This is a genomic window from Bacillus cereus group sp. BfR-BA-01453 (assembly GCF_022662915.1).
Classification (GTDB): domain Bacteria; phylum Bacillota; class Bacilli; order Bacillales; family Bacillaceae_G; genus Bacillus_A; species Bacillus_A paranthracis.
Genome location: NZ_JAKUEN010000003.1, coordinates 1 through 14,700, shown reverse-complemented (window position 1 = coordinate 14,700; position 14,700 = coordinate 1). Strand labels below are relative to the sequence as shown.

Below are 14,700 nucleotides of genomic sequence, written 5' to 3'. Positions count from 1 at the left end.
ATTTTTATCGTTTTACCGTAATAAGTTTCTCAGCAATGACTTTACGTAACTCTTTTTTACTTACCTTTCCAACACCTGTTTGCGGAAATGCTTCAATAAATTCAATTCGATCTGGAATCTTATAAGCTGCTATACCGCGTTCTCTTAAAAACATTTTTAATTCACTTACAGTCGGAGCTTGTCCCCGAGCTATTACAAATGCACAAGTACGTTCTCCTAAATAGTCATCAGGCATCGATACAATTGCTACATCATGCACTGCATCATGTGCTAATAAATGATTTTCCACTTCTTCCGCGGCAACTTTCTCACCACCACGATTAATTTGATCTTTATCTCTTCCTTCTACAATGATGTAACCTTGTTCATTTACTTTCACAAGATCTCCTGTGCGATAAAATCCATCCTTTGTAAACGATTGTGCATTATGCTCTTCTGCTTTATAATAACCACGAATTGTATATGGCCCTCTTGTTAATAAACTACCTACTTCGCCAGGTTTTACATCGTTGTCATTTTCATCAACAACTCGTACTTCATCGAGTGCAGACATTGGTCTACCTTGTGTATGAATAATAATTTCTTCAGGATCATCTAATCTTGTATAGTTCACTAATCCTTCCGCCATACCGAATACTTGCTGTAACGTACATCCAAATGTAGGGCGTATACGTTTTGCAACTTCAGCACTAAATTTCGCGCCACCTACTTGAATCACTTCTAGACTCGATAAATCGTTATTACGTGAAGATGCAGCATCAAGCCATATCATTGCTAATGGCGGTACGAGAGCAGTAATCGTAACTTTTTCTTTTTCAATAAGTGCAAATGCCTCATCTGGACTACCTCCAGTTGCCAGCACTACTTTTCCACCCGCATAGAAAGTTCCAAATGTTCCAGGAGAGCTCATCGGGTAATTATGTGCTACTGGAAGAACGGCCATATAGACACTCTTTGCACTTAAATTACAAATTTCAGCGCTAACACGTAAACTATAAATATAATCATCATGCGTTCGAGGAATTAATTTAGAAAGTCCTGTTGTCCCCCCTGATAATTGGAGAAACGCAACATCACTTGGCTGAACTTCTGGTAATGGAACGGGATCTATATATAAATCACTTATGTTCACAAATTCTTCTTCTTCTCCCACTACAATTACATGTTGTAAAGTTGGCACTTTCTCTTTCACTTCTCTTGCTAGTTTTCGATAATCAAAACCGAGAGCTTTATCTGAAATAACGTAAGCACTCGCCTCACTAAACTCACAAAAATAACTAATTTCACTGCTTCGATGTGAAGGTAATGCAAAAACAGGAAGTGCCCCAATTCGAAATAGCGCAAAACATACTTCGAAAAACTCAATAACGTTAGGTAGCTGGATTACAACTCGATCCTCTTGCTTTATTCCTAAATTCAGTAGCCCTGAAGCTAATCGATCTACTTTTTTATCAAACTCACTATACGTAATATGCGTATTACCACTTACAACTGCAATTTGATCGCCATATTTTTCAGCTCGCTCTCTTAACATCCCGCCAAATGTTTCCCCAAGCCAACACCCTTCCTCTCGATAACGATCAGCAAATTCTTTTGGCCATTTTGTATAACCTGTTAGCATTCTTTCTGCCCCCCTACTTTTCATTAAGTGAACTATCATTTAATCCTAATGCTTTCAACATTGTTTGGAACTTAGCTGATGTTTCTGCTAATTCATCTTCTGGTTTTGACTCAGCAACAACGCCCGCTCCTGCATATAAACGGAGTGTATTTTCTTGTACTTCAGCACAACGAATTGTAACAATCCATTCACCGTCTCCATTTAAATCACTCCACCCTAGCATTCCTGTAAAGAATTCACGGTCAAATGGCTCAATTTTTTGAATCGCCTCTCTCGCTTCTTCCATCGGTGTGCCGCAAACTGCTGGCGTCGGATGAAGAGCAATTGCTAATTCCAAAGAAGTAGTATTCGGATCCTTTAGTTCACCTTTCACTTCAGTAGATAAATGCCACATCGCTTCACTATGAATAACGGATGGCTTTTCCGGAACATGTAATGTATGACAGTACGGACGAAGCGCTGCAGCAACTGCTTCTACTACTACCGCATGTTCATGTAAATCTTTTGGAGAAGAAAGTAATTCCTCTGCTCTTCTCTTATCTTCAACTGAATCCTCACTACGTGGCCTTGAACCAGCTAACGGATTAGAAATAACTTGCATACCATTACGTGAGACGAGTAATTCAGGGCTCGCTCCAATTAACGTCTTACTATTCTCATTTTCATCTTTCGATACATTCACAGCAAATGTATATCCATGCTTATTATGCGCTGCTAATTCTCGAAGAAGTTTTTGCTTATCAATCTTTTCGGAAGAATTAACATCTAACGATCTGGATAGAACGATTTTCTTTAAATCCCCGCCCTTTATTTTTGCAATTCCTTGCTTCACACCATTCATATACACTTCAGGCGCTGGTACAGGCCTCATTTCGAATGTTAAGTTCTCATTTATTTCAAGCTGATTTGTTGTATCCAATTGTAATCGCTCAGAAGTCCTACTATATTCTGGTACGATAAGTTGGACTTCTTTTCTACGATCAAATGGCAAAGCACCGACAACGATAGGATTCGGATTTCCGGCTTGTTTTGCATTACATAATACTGCTTGTACAAGTTCTGGGAAACTTTCAATTTCATGATGCTTTACTGTAGTAAACTCTCCTTCTGCTAATATCGTTCGAGTTGGTGAAGCGAAAAAGAATGAAGATTCAGTCTTATAATCTTCTAGTAATTTTTCTGACAGTTCCTTTACAGCCGTAAATTCCTTCATTGTATAGTAACCCCCTGAATTTTTTATTAAACGCCTAATGTAGCTCCGCCATCAACACATAAATTATGCATTGTAATATGACTAGCTTTATCTGAAGCTAAAAACAATACTGCTTCAGCAATTTCTGAAGGCTGTGCAATTTTTTGTAACGGTATACCAAGTCTATATGTACTTTGAGAACCAGCAATTATATTTTTTTCTCCATTCTCATCAGCCCATAGTAGCCTTTGCATTTCAGTTTCAGTAGAACCTGGAGAAACTACGTTACAGCGAATGTTATACGCTGCAAGTTCTAATCCTAAACATTTCATAAACATCGTCGTAGCAGCTTTTGATGCAGCATATGCAGCCATCTCCATTCTCGGCGTATTTGCTGCATTTGAACCAACTGTAACAATTGTCCCTGACTTTCTTTGCATCATATGTTTACTTACTGCTCGGGACATATAGAAAACTCCTGTAGAATTTACAGAAAATGTTTTATTCCAATCTTCATCACTTAACGAGTGAATCGCTCCCATACGTAAAACCCCTGCAACATTTACTAATATATCTATTGGCGCTATTTCATTTTCAATATCATTTACCATCTGTTCAACTGCGGTACTATCACTCACATCTAAGCAAAACGTTTTCAAATGTATTTCATTTAAGAGTTCGTTTAATCCCTCTTCATTTTGATCAACCGCAATAACTGTAGCTCCTCTTTCTAAAAACATTTTAGCAACAACACTACCTATACCTTGAGCTGCACCTGTTACTAAAACAGTTTTCCCATCAAATTCCCCTAAGTTCATTTCCTCTATCCTTTCATTTAAAAATCAATCTAATTAAACAAATAATGATAATGATTATCATTATCGATGTAAAAAATAATACACTTACTAAACTAATTGGTCAAGTGTACTTTTCATTAAAATATTATTCATTGATAATGTTTTTCATTTAACGTTCTTACACCGAAATGATAATCTTTCTCAATAAACTTGTCAACCTATTTTTATTTTTCAGATAAAAACTTTAGTGCTTTTCAATACAATTACATCTAAAAGTATTAATAAATACTTTAATTCTTACCCCTCTTTGTAAAAATTGAAGATGATAAACTGAAGATCTCTTCAGTTACAAAGCCTTAACAAAAAGTCGAGCATTTATTTTCTCAATATTTGTCTGAAAATATATCTTGCAAACATCAATTCATATTTTCTTTATTATTTAAGATTTAATACATATTTCGAATACGATGTATCGATTTATTATATTCCAATATAATCCAAACGGATATTTCACTCACTTTTATATCAAAAAAAATAAAAAGTAATTTAACCTTGTTAAAATAACTCAAAAAAGCACCCTATTTAACAGGATGCTTTTTCGTAACTATAGTGTTATAGAAGATTTATATACTTATGCTACGCTGCGATACTCTTCTTCTTGTTCTTTTTTCTGTTTAGGTGCTCGAATTAAAATTGCGATAATGAATGACACGACACATAGTACACCAATCACCATAAAAGTTGGTTTGAATCCACCTAGAAGTGCACCGATAAAGGAACCTGCAAGCGCTCCAAATCCAAATCCTTGATACACAATTCCGTAATTCTTACTATGGTTTTTCATACCGAAGAAATCACCAACAATAGCTGGGAAAATAGTAATATTTCCACCAAAGCAAAACGCTACACTTGCTACACATACGAAGTAGATACCGTAATTCAAATCTACGAAACTTAGAACTAATACCGAACTCGCCATAACCACAAAAGTACCCGTAACAATTTTCAAACGACCAATCTTATCTGATAACGGTCCTAGAATAATACGACCTAATGTGTTAAATATTGCAACCATAGCCACCGCATTAGCTGCTGTCGCTGCACTAAGCCCTACAAGTTGAACACCAATGTCTTTTACCATACCAATTAAGTATAAGCCACTCATACATGATGAATAATAAGTATACTTGTTTTGTGCCTAACATTTCTTTCATTGTATATTCATGAGTGTTTGTTTCTTGAACTGCACCTTGATCAGCAGCTTGATGGATTAAACAAGCTCCAAGGACAATCATGGCTGTAACAATTAAACCCCAATATATAAACGCTTGCGATACACCAACGGAATCAATTAACTTTGCATTTATATATTTGAAAATTAAGCTACCTGTACCATATGCAGCTACAGATATACCAGAGATTAAACCTTTACGTTCAGGGAACCACTTAATTAAATTAGATAGTGAAGTAATATAAGCTGTACCATCTGCGTAACCTACAACAACTCCTGCTAGTACATAAAGCAATATTAACGAAGAAGCTTGTGAACTAAGTACTAATCCTAGTCCTAATGCTAGTCCAGCTATCATAATAAGTTTACGAAGTCCCCATTTTTCTTGCAATTTACTTGCAAATAAAGTTGAAAATGCTAAGGAAAGACTAGTAATTGAGAAAGTTATCGCAACCGCGTTAAGACTCCAACCGTATTTACTAACTAAAGGCTGATTGAATAAACTCCATGTATATATCGTTCCAAGTCCCATTTGAACTATTACTGTACCAAGGACAACAAGCCATGGATTAACCTTTGATTTTTTCATACCTTTCCGCCTCCTCTTTCTATTTTAATGCTTTTCGCTAAGTCTTGTTTTTTTATGTTCATTTTGGTCATCTCTTTTGATTTAACACCTTCATTGTATAAGATGTTTTCAGTTATGTAAGCACTTACAAGACAAGGCGTCAAAAACATGGAATCAGTTACAGAAAACGAAGGATGAAATACAAAAAAATGTTTTTTAAATACGTAATAGTTGTTCATATTGTTTTGTATAAGTTAAATTTATATATGTTTTTGAATCCTTTTTTCAATAGTAAAACAATAAAACCGTCTCTTTAATAAACATTAAAGAGACGGTTTTATTAAATTAATTCATAAGCCTGACTTTCTTTATACATTTATAATTGTTTCTTCAAATGTAATAATTGGCTCTACAAATTCCATCATAATGAAAGCGTTTTTAATACGTCTTGTTAAAACTTCTTTTAATTCTGCACACATAGACTACAAATATTTTTTTGATAAATAAAACTAAATATTCACTAATATACTTATACGTGGTTTAATATATATAATAAAAAATATTTCTGTCTTTAATGAGGAGGTACTATGAAAGCAAACGTAGGGGATACTATACTTTTTCAACGAAACAATTTAAAGATTACAGGATCTGTACTAAAACTTTATACTGAATCGGTCTTAGTTGAAATTACAAATGTAAGCGGTGGTACTTTTGAATTTGAACGAACAATTGTAAATCATAAAAACTATAAAATATTAAATACGAATACATAAAGTGAAACTTTAATCAGTGGGGGTTTTGTTCATCCCCCACTGATTATTAGTTGAACCAATCAGACGTTTACGGACAGCCTGACTCCCACCTAACTTCTTTGCTCCAACTGAATTTTGAGGTGGGAGTTTTACTGTCGGTTAACGCGTGATAGAACAACACAAAATAGCCCCTGCTCACCAGCAGCGGCTATTTTATATGAAAATACTTCATTAGTTTATATATCCTAAAACACTTACAATCTTACTCGCTTTTAAATTATTAATATGATAATAAATTTCTAAACCTCTTCTCTCAGCTCGTAACACTTTACCTTTCATTTTTGATAAATGTTGCGAAACAGTCGATTGTGGAATATTTAGTAATTCTGTTAGTTGTGTTACGTTACAAGTTTTTCTCGTGCTTAATTCATTTACAATTTGTAATCGGATTGGGTGCGCCATAATTTTTAAAATATCTACATCTTCTTCTGAAACTAAACTTTTTCTCATTTCACTCGTATATGTTGTCATAAGACATTCCCCTTTTATATGAATTCCTTTTATTTAGATCTATTTCCAAAATATTTAAAACTCCGATGTGAAACCTTTATATAAAAATAATAGAATTTTAAATTTTTAAAAACAGAACGAAATACAATTCACTTTATTTATTTGGTACATATACATAATACAATGTTAATATGTGCTCTATGTGAAGTTAGCATAAATTTATAATGAAGATTTTTCAAATAATTCACATCTAACTATATACTCCCTCATAACACTATCCAGTGATTTTAACATATTTTAGGCGTTTGTATATACTATATACAAAATAAATGTTATTTAGGGGGAATTCAAATGCCTACAATGTTACAAGAAGAAGTTGAAGAAGCGCGCGAAACATATGTCAGTCGTATCATTTTGGTCGGTGGATCGGCTTTATTTTTAGTAGGTGGTGTTATCTCGGCAATTTCGGCTTTTAAAGCTTATAATCGTTTGGAAAATACGCCTCCTTCTACAGATAACTCATAGGTGAATTATCTAATTTTGAATAACAAATAAAGAGGCTGTCCCAAAAGATGCTTTTTAGCCAAAATCGTATAAAAAGTGAAAGGCAGAAATGTTGATTTTATAACATTTCTGCCTTTTCGATTTCATGTGATCTTACTTCGAAAGAGACTTATGAGACAGTCCCTTTATTTTATCAAAAGTTCTATACTAAAGAATCGCAAATAATATGAATTACAATTGAACTTACTTCACCACAAACCGTGTCTGACTACACCCATCCTTCTGCTTCGTTACTTCTAATACAGCTGGCATTGCGTTTTTCAGCTCTTGAACGTGTGAGATTACACCAATAAATCGACCTGATTTTTGTAAGTCAATTAAGGCGTCAACCGCTTTTGTTAATGACTCCTCATCTAATGAACCGAATCCTTCGTCGATAAACATCGTTTCGATTGAAATACCGCCTTCATACGCTTGAATGACGTCTGCCATGCCGAGCGCTAAGCAAAGTGAGGCATTGAATTTCTCGCCGCCAGATAATGTTTTTACATCGCGTGTTTGGCCAGTATATGCGTCGTATACATCTAACCCTAATCCACTTTGACGATTTCTCTTTTCAACTCGTTCACTTCGTTTTAAATAAAATTGTCCATTTGATAATTTACGTAATCGTTCGTTTGCAATTTGAACAATTTGTTCTAAATACTCAATTAAGATGTAACGTTCAAATGATATACGGCTTTCGTTATCACCTTTCATTACTTCATATAAGTCAACAAGTTCTTGGAAAGCTTTTTCTTCCTCATGAATTTGCTCATCAATACGTCTAATATTTTCATGTAAATCAGAAATATAAGTTACCGCATTTTGCGAACGTTGACGTTTTTCTTTAATGATATCAAGGTTAATTTCTAGTTCTTTAATGTGTTCACCTAACGCCGTAATATCCATATACTCTTTATCTTTTAATTCAGCATGTAACTCTTCAATTTGTTTTGCAAGTACTTCAAGAGATGAATAATAGCTTTGAATTTCTTTTTGTAACATATCCATCTCGGCATCACTTAATTTCGCTTCTTTATACGTAATTTGATCTGTAAATCCACTCTGTTCAAGCTCTTTCATAAAGCGCGTGAAAGTCTCTTCTTTCTTCGATTTTGCACTTTCAAATTGATTAGAAGCACCTTCCTGTTCTGCTTGAATACGTATATTTTCATTTTGCCAATGTTGATACGCCTCCTGCACTTTCTTCCATTCGTCCTCCATTAATTTGAGCTCATGCATAGCTTGGTCAAACTGGACTTTCCAAGCTTGGACTGTTTGTAAGTTTTCAGGAATGTTTTTCTTATCATGTTCATATGACGTACGAAGCTGCATACAATCCATTTCTATACGGTGCTGTTCTGTTTCTACCTCATGTTTTTGTTTCTGAAGTGCATCTACTTTTTCTTCTATGCTTTTTATTTTCGCAGCTGTTTGCTTACGCGTTTCTTCACTTGCTTTTAACGTATTCACTTCAGTTGCTAATTGTTTTCCTTTTTGAACAAGCGCACTATATGTTTCAGCTAATTCTTCTGAGCGATAGCCTCGCTTCTTAACCTCTTCTATTACCTGTTCATATTGAAGATGATAGAAATTCCATTTCTCCTCTAATTGAACAAATAGTTTTTCAGCAATATTTTTCTTATCTCTTAAATCATTTAACTCTTTTTCATCGATCGCACCACTTTGCTCTGTAGCTTTTTTCGGATGGGTCGTACTACCACATACTGGACAAGATTCGCCATCATGTAGATGAAGAGCCAATATACCAGCTTGTTCACTTAACCAGCGGCGTTCCATATTTTCATATGCGTTAACTGCCAATTGCATCTTACTATATGCTGCTTCTTTTTCTTTCTCGAATTTTTGTTTTTCTTGCCATACATCATATGCTTGCTTTAAAACTTTTGCATCTTCTCGCATATTCGTTAATTCTTCTACTTTATCTACATATTGTTCAAGCGCTCGCTCTAATTGCTGTAATTCACCAGTCATTAGCTGTTTTTGATTTGTATGCTCTTCTAATTGTCGATTTAAGTTTTGCATACTTTCTTTTAATTTTCCGATTTGAATTTCTGCATTTTGTAAATTCAGCTGTTTCTCAGCTAATGATGCAATAATCGGTTGTAACTCTTCTAATCTTTGAACAAGTTTTTTGACATTTTCTCTCTCAGGTTCTTTATTCTTTACTACTTCATATTTCTTCTGAGCAAGTTCAAAATTATTCATTATATTTTCTTTTTTGGCGATAATTTGTTTTAACAAACTTTCAGCTTTCTGCTCATTTTGCATCGCTTCTTCGTGCCATTGTTCAAATGGTAATAAGCGCTTCGCTTGTTCCGCACGTTTAAAAGATGTTTCTTTCATTTCAATGACTGTACGGTTTTCTTGTAATGTATTATATTTCTCATTCTTTTGTTGTAAATCTATAAATTTCTCATTTACAGACTTCGCTGCATGAAAACGTGTTTCAGCATCCTTTAATTGCTTCGTTTGAATATCTTGTTCTACTTGTAATTGCTCCACCTCTGTCTTATACGCAGCTGTCTCTTGTTCTAATGCCTCTACTACTTGATGCGTATTTACATGGTCTTGTTCCACTAATGTCTCTAATAATGCTCCATCACGAATTGGTAATTTAAAAACATTACGGAAATATAACTCTCGCTCTTTCTGTTTTTCTTGTAAGACGTCTTTCCATTGTTTTCGTTTTTGGTCAAGTAACTCACGCATTAACTTATAACGATCTGTTTTAAAAATACGACGCAAAATCTCTTCTTTGTTTTCTGTCTCAGATGTTAATAGTTTTCGGAATTCCCCTTGCGGTAACATAACAATTTGGCTAAATTGATGTTTACTTAAACCAATTAAATCTTCTACTTTTTTATTTACATCCGTTACATGGAAACGATCAACAGCCGGAATCTTCTCTTCATCAATTACTTCATATAATTCTACTGCATGTCCCGTAATCGTCTTGTTCCCTTGTTTTTTATGTCCCAGTTGTCGTTTTATTTCATAACGTTTCCCTTTTAACTGAAAGGTTAATTCTACGCTTGTATACACATTATCATCAGCAAATTGACTGCGGAGCATGCTCGTATCACTTCGTTCTTCTCCGCTTGCCTCACCATATAAAACATAACAAATCGCATCAAAAATCGTTGTCTTTCCGGCGCCCGTGTTTCCAGAAATGGCGAAAATACGATGCTCTCCCAAATCGTCAAAATCAATTACTTCTTTCTGTTTATATGGGCCAAATGCCGTCATAATAAGCTGAATCGGTCTCATCCTCGTTCACCTTCCCGTTCTTGCACTGTTTGTAATACTTCTACAAATAGACGTTCTTTCTCTTCTGATAAATCTAAGCCTTTCATTTCTTTATAAAAAGCCTTTAATAATGATAAATCATCCATTTTATGTCTTGAAACAGTTAATTCATTTGACTCAGTGAACTCTCGTCTTTGAATGGCTCTTTCAACATGCATTGCATTTGGATAAACAGAGCGTATTTTTTCCATTGGCTGCAAGACAGGATTTTCATCTAATAATTTTACAAACACGTAATCTTCACTTACTGGATGTTGTAACAATTCATCTACTTTCGCTTCTACTGTTCGCATTTTACGGCGTGGTGTAAGTAACCTTTTTTCAATTGTTACTTCACCTTGCTCGTCCAATTCCACAATATAATATCCTTTTTTATGTTTTTCTTCAGAAATAGAATAGGCAAGTGGAGAACCTGAATACCTGATTGTCTCATTACGTACGAAATGCGCTTGATGTAAATGTCCAAGCGCTGTGTAATGAAACTTATCAAAATAATGACTATTCACGTATTCAGCACCACCAATTGAAAGCGGTCGTTCAGCATCACTTGTATTCTCTTCCGCTTCGCCCGCAGAAGTTACAAATGCATGACCAACAAATACATGTCTAGCTTCTTTATCCATCGTTTCAGAAAGTTCATTCATAAAAATACGCATCGCATCATCATGAGAACGTACGTCTTCGTTTTTCAATACATGTCTCACTATGCTTGGATCCGCATAAGGAATGAGATGGAAGTGAACCTCCCCATATTCATCATTTAATATAATTGGCTCATATGGAAATTGAAATTGCCCCACAATAAATAATCCTTGTTTCTTCATTAAACTACTTCCAAAATGAATACGATCTGGACTATCATGGTTTCCTGCGACTGCAATAACTGGTGTTTGTAAATCAATCACTATTTTTTGCAGCACATCATTTAATAAGTCTACTGCTTCCGTAGGTGGAATTGCTCGGTCATATAAATCCCCTGCAATAATTACGGCATCTGGTTTTTCTTCTTCAACAGCTTGTACAAACTGATCTAATACAATCTTTTGATCTTCAGTCATATACACGCCATGAACAAGCTTTCCTAAATGCCAATCGGCTGTATGAAATAACTTCATGGTTTCCTGCTCCTTTTAATTTACTGAATTTAGTGATACAAGTTGATAGTTTATTGTAGTTTTTCCGTTCTCCCATTCTAACTTTTGTATCATTGCACTACCGATTCTTTCTTCATTTGATTTATATAAAGGTAATATTTCTTGAACTGTAAATAAGTGATAACCATCCAATTTTAATTGAAATATGTTTTCTTCTATATGTAATCTTACTTCTTTTTCATTTGAAATAATTTTTGTGTGCATCTCAAATTTCATGATAGATACAACCCCTTTTTCTAATCTCTACACTATTAATAGTATATTGGCTATGCAAGATTGACAAGTAAATACACGGTAAAGTACATACTTTTCTATTGCGATATGTTTTGTTAATTTTACATATAATACGGTATGTGAAATTTTATTCTTTCCAAAAATAAAAATGTCTCATATGACATCTTTATTTTTGGATAAATTCTTTCATTACATAATATAAAACTGTAATGAAAACAATCGCTACAAAAAATGAAAATACTGCAACAATGTACCCATCTTTATTTAATAAAATGCAAAAAGAAATAGATATGATAAAAATCGGAAATACAAGTCGTACTTTATCCTTCACTTCCTCTGTCGTATCTGTATGATGAAAATATTGCGTTATCCCTATCATTAAAGAAGACAAAATAATCACCGACAATAGTAAAGGTACTGGCATTTCGATTTCTCCTTTCTCTATTTCTAATGAAAAGCAATTTTTCTTTCATTATAATCACTTCAAATACTCTTTTCGAAGTGATTATGTACAATTTACACATATATAATAGCGTGTTTATCATGGTAACTTCAAATAATTACAATTACAGTAATGTTGTAATATTCATTTTCAACCTCCAAAATCCTGCAAATATAACTCGTCAAAATATGCAGTGGATAAATTAACATATACCGCCAACTTTAGACAAAATTTATAAAGGACATTTCAGTACGTATAAAGAATTAAGAATAAGAAGATATGTAAGGGAGGATGAATCATGACTGAACACGTTTTATTTTCTGTTAGCGAAAACGGCGTTGCATCAATTACTTTAAACCGCCCAAAAGCACTTAATTCTTTATCTTATGACATGTTGCAACCAATTGGGCAAAAACTGAAAGAGTGGGAACATGATGAGCGAATTGCGCTTATCGTATTAAAAGGAGCTGGCACAAAAGGTTTTTGTGCAGGTGGCGATATTAAAACTCTTTATGAAGCACGTTCAAATGAAGCTGCATTGCAGCATGCGGAACGTTTCTTTGAAGAAGAGTATGAAATTGATACATATATTTATCAATATAAAAAACCGATTATCGCTTGTTTAGATGGAATTGTAATGGGTGGTGGTGTCGGTCTTACAAATGGTGCGAAATACAGAATTGTAACTGAGCGTACGAAATGGGCAATGCCAGAGATGAATATCGGCTTCTTCCCAGACGTCGGTGCTGCTTATTTCTTAAATAAAGCTCCAGGGTATGCCGGCCGCTATGTCGCTTTAACAGCATCTATTTTAAAAGCTGCTGACGTATTATTTATAAACGCTGCTGATTATTTTATTGCATCTGATTCATTACCAAATTTCCTTACTGAACTGGAAAGTGTAAATTGGCCTAAAAAAGATGATGTACATACTCATTTAAAAGAAGTCATTCGTACATTTGCAACTGCTCCAACATTAGAAAGCGAGCTTGCTCCTTCATTAGAAGAAATTAATTCACATTTTGCATTCGATACAATTGAAGAAATTATTCATTCATTAGAGAAAGATCAAAGTTCCTTTGCTTTAAAAGCGAAAGAAACGTTATTATCAAAATCTCCTATTTCACTAAAAGTAACATTAAAACAGTTTATTGATGGACAAAATAAGTCCGTTGAAGAATGTTTCGCTACTGACCTTGTACTTGCTAAAAACTTCATGAGACATGAAGATTTCTTTGAAGGAGTACGATCTGTTGTCGTTGATAAAGACCAAAATCCAAATTATAAATATAAGCAGTTAAGTGATGTTTCAGAAGAAGATGTAAATCGGTTCTTTAACTTACTTAATGCGTAAAGTGAGAATTTAATAAGTAGGGTTTATCTCCCTCTTATTATTAGTAGAAGCAATCGCCCTTTCATACGGGATTAAATTGAGGCTATATAGTCGTATAATTACACGCCTATATAGCCTTTTTCCTATTTAATAAATTTTAATAAAATTTAATTTTATTAAATCGAAATATGTGCTACACTATTTTTAATCAAATATTCTAAAAATAAAAAAGGAGGAGCGACTATGATTGAAAATTATTTTCTTTTCATCATTATGTCTATTTGTCTTATCATTTTACCCGGCCCTGATACTGCAATAGCTACGAAAAACACATTAGTTGCTGGTAAAGTGGGCGGGGTGAAAACAGTGTTCGGTACATGTGTTGCACTATTGATCCATACTTTAGCAGCAGTAATCGGCCTTTCTGCACTTATTGTAAAGTCAGCTCTTTTATTTTCTATTTTCAAGTACGTTGGAGCTCTATATTTAATTTATATTGGTATTAAAGCCCTTTTAGCAGTAAGAAATAAAGAAGGCGTCGATACGAACGATATTTCTTTGCATAATGAAGACGAACACACTTCTTGCTTTCGTCAAGGGTTTCTTACGAATTTATTAAACCCTAAAGTTGCAGTCTTCTTTTTAACATTTTTACCGCAATTTTTAAATCCAAATCATAATACGTTTATCCAACTTCTCATAATGGGCCTTACTTACCTCATTTTAACAGTTATATGGTTCGCTTTTTATATATTTTTAATTGATAAAATTAGTGCTTTTATGAAAAAACCGAAGACGCAACGTTATATTCAAGGGTTAACAGGAATTGTCTTAATTGGTTTTGGTATTAAACTAGCTTTTGAAAAAAGTAATTAACAAAAGAGGTTGTCCCAAAAGGTCGTTAAAAACGAACTTTTGGAGACAACTTCTTTTATTTTTCCTGTATATGGATAAAAACCCCAATCATAAGTAGAAAAACAATGGGTTTTC

The 14,700-nt window shown here is 34.1% G+C and carries 12 protein-coding genes and 1 pseudogene; 4 read left to right on the top strand and 9 right to left on the bottom strand.

All coding sequences use genetic code 11. The features are described 5' to 3' along the window. Positions 1–4 precede the first annotated feature (4 nt). The 4 genes and pseudogenes from MR070_RS07475 to MR070_RS07460 form a co-directional block, all read right to left on the bottom strand. Positions 5–1,621 (bottom strand): (2,3-dihydroxybenzoyl)adenylate synthase, encoded by a 1,617-nt coding sequence (locus MR070_RS07475; protein WP_139895479.1) that lies wholly within the window; start codon positions 1,619–1,621, stop codon positions 5–7. A gap of 13 nt (positions 1,622–1,634) precedes the next feature. Then, positions 1,635–2,834: an isochorismate synthase DhbC gene (dhbC, locus tag MR070_RS07470; protein ID WP_242260960.1), complete on the bottom strand. Its 1,200-nt coding sequence runs from the start codon at positions 2,832–2,834 to the stop codon at positions 1,635–1,637. Between the two features lie 26 nt (positions 2,835–2,860). Then, positions 2,861–3,631 carry a 2,3-dihydro-2,3-dihydroxybenzoate dehydrogenase gene (gene dhbA / locus MR070_RS07465; protein WP_001048424.1) on the bottom strand — a complete coding sequence of 257 codons (771 nt, stop codon included), beginning with the start codon at positions 3,629–3,631 and terminating at the stop codon, positions 2,861–2,863. A gap of 610 nt (positions 3,632–4,241) precedes the next feature. After that, a pseudogene (locus MR070_RS07460) lies at positions 4,242–5,430 on the bottom strand (L-lactate MFS transporter). 566 nt (positions 5,431–5,996) lie between these two features. Between MR070_RS07460 and MR070_RS07455 the strand changes: the two are divergent. After that, positions 5,997–6,182 (top strand): YkvS family protein, encoded by a 186-nt coding sequence (locus MR070_RS07455; RefSeq protein WP_000646794.1) that lies wholly within the window; start codon positions 5,997–5,999, stop codon positions 6,180–6,182. Between the two features lie 210 nt (positions 6,183–6,392). Here MR070_RS07455 and MR070_RS07450 read toward each other — a convergent pair whose 3' ends face one another. Beyond that, a complete protein-coding gene (locus MR070_RS07450) occupies positions 6,393–6,692 on the bottom strand; it encodes an ArsR/SmtB family transcription factor (RefSeq protein WP_000214798.1) in 300 nt (99 codons plus the stop codon). A 330-nt stretch (positions 6,693–7,022) separates the two neighbouring features. On the opposite strand from MR070_RS07450, the gene MR070_RS07445 reads away from it, so the two are divergent. Then, positions 7,023–7,196: a hypothetical protein gene (locus tag MR070_RS07445; RefSeq protein ID WP_001142746.1), complete on the top strand. Its 174-nt coding sequence runs from the start codon at positions 7,023–7,025 to the stop codon at positions 7,194–7,196. 222 nt (positions 7,197–7,418) lie between these two features. Here the strand turns inward: MR070_RS07445 and MR070_RS07440 are convergent, their stop codons facing one another. From MR070_RS07440 to MR070_RS07425, 4 genes are all read right to left on the bottom strand, one after another. Beyond that, entirely contained in the window at positions 7,419–10,508 is a 3,090-nt protein-coding gene (locus MR070_RS07440) for an AAA family ATPase (protein ID WP_242260959.1), read from the bottom strand. Beyond that, positions 10,505–11,662 (bottom strand): exonuclease SbcCD subunit D, encoded by a 1,158-nt coding sequence (locus MR070_RS07435; RefSeq protein ID WP_242260958.1) that lies wholly within the window; start codon positions 11,660–11,662, stop codon positions 10,505–10,507. The genes MR070_RS07440 and MR070_RS07435 overlap by 4 nt, the downstream gene beginning before the upstream one ends. Before the next feature lie 15 nt (positions 11,663–11,677). Next, positions 11,678–11,917, bottom strand: a complete 240-nt coding sequence (locus MR070_RS07430) for a DUF2584 domain-containing protein (protein ID WP_000667348.1) — start codon at positions 11,915–11,917, stop codon at positions 11,678–11,680. A gap of 184 nt (positions 11,918–12,101) precedes the next feature. Then, a complete protein-coding gene (locus tag MR070_RS07425) occupies positions 12,102–12,359 on the bottom strand; it encodes a hypothetical protein (protein ID WP_001145041.1) in 258 nt (85 codons plus the stop codon). A 316-nt stretch (positions 12,360–12,675) separates the two neighbouring features. Between MR070_RS07425 and MR070_RS07420 the strand changes: the two genes are divergently transcribed. Both MR070_RS07420 and MR070_RS07415 read left to right on the top strand, forming a co-directional pair. Further along, positions 12,676–13,731 carry an enoyl-CoA hydratase/isomerase family protein gene (locus tag MR070_RS07420; RefSeq protein ID WP_242260957.1) on the top strand — a complete coding sequence of 352 codons (1,056 nt, stop codon included), beginning with the start codon at positions 12,676–12,678 and terminating at the stop codon, positions 13,729–13,731. Between the two features lie 222 nt (positions 13,732–13,953). Beyond that, the gene (locus MR070_RS07415) at positions 13,954–14,586 is read left to right on the top strand and encodes a LysE family translocator (protein WP_242260956.1); all 633 of its coding nucleotides are present in this window, start codon (positions 13,954–13,956) and stop codon (positions 14,584–14,586) included. Positions 14,587–14,700: the final 114 nt, after the last annotated feature.

Bases quoted from the DNA above. Each gene is read 5' to 3' on its own strand.
- MR070_RS07475 (WP_139895479.1), bottom strand. From the start codon at position 1,621: ATGCTAACAGGTTATACAAAATGGCCAAAAGAATTTGCTGATCGTTAT.
- dhbC (WP_242260960.1), bottom strand. From the start codon at position 2,834: ATGAAGGAATTTACGGCTGTAAAGGAACTGTCAGAAAAATTACTAGAA.
- dhbA (WP_001048424.1), bottom strand. From the start codon at position 3,631: ATGAACTTAGGGGAATTTGATGGGAAAACTGTTTTAGTAACAGGTGCA.
- MR070_RS07455 (WP_000646794.1), top strand. From the start codon at position 5,997: ATGAAAGCAAACGTAGGGGATACTATACTTTTTCAACGAAACAATTTA.
- MR070_RS07450 (WP_000214798.1), bottom strand. From the start codon at position 6,692: ATGACAACATATACGAGTGAAATGAGAAAAAGTTTAGTTTCAGAAGAA.
- MR070_RS07445 (WP_001142746.1), top strand. From the start codon at position 7,023: ATGCCTACAATGTTACAAGAAGAAGTTGAAGAAGCGCGCGAAACATAT.
- MR070_RS07440 (WP_242260959.1), bottom strand. From the start codon at position 10,508: ATGAGACCGATTCAGCTTATTATGACGGCATTTGGCCCATATAAACAG.
- MR070_RS07435 (WP_242260958.1), bottom strand. From the start codon at position 11,662: ATGAAGTTATTTCATACAGCCGATTGGCATTTAGGAAAGCTTGTTCAT.
- MR070_RS07430 (WP_000667348.1), bottom strand. From the start codon at position 11,917: ATGAAATTTGAGATGCACACAAAAATTATTTCAAATGAAAAAGAAGTA.
- MR070_RS07425 (WP_001145041.1), bottom strand. From the start codon at position 12,359: ATGCCAGTACCTTTACTATTGTCGGTGATTATTTTGTCTTCTTTAATG.
- MR070_RS07420 (WP_242260957.1), top strand. From the start codon at position 12,676: ATGACTGAACACGTTTTATTTTCTGTTAGCGAAAACGGCGTTGCATCA.
- MR070_RS07415 (WP_242260956.1), top strand. From the start codon at position 13,954: ATGATTGAAAATTATTTTCTTTTCATCATTATGTCTATTTGTCTTATC.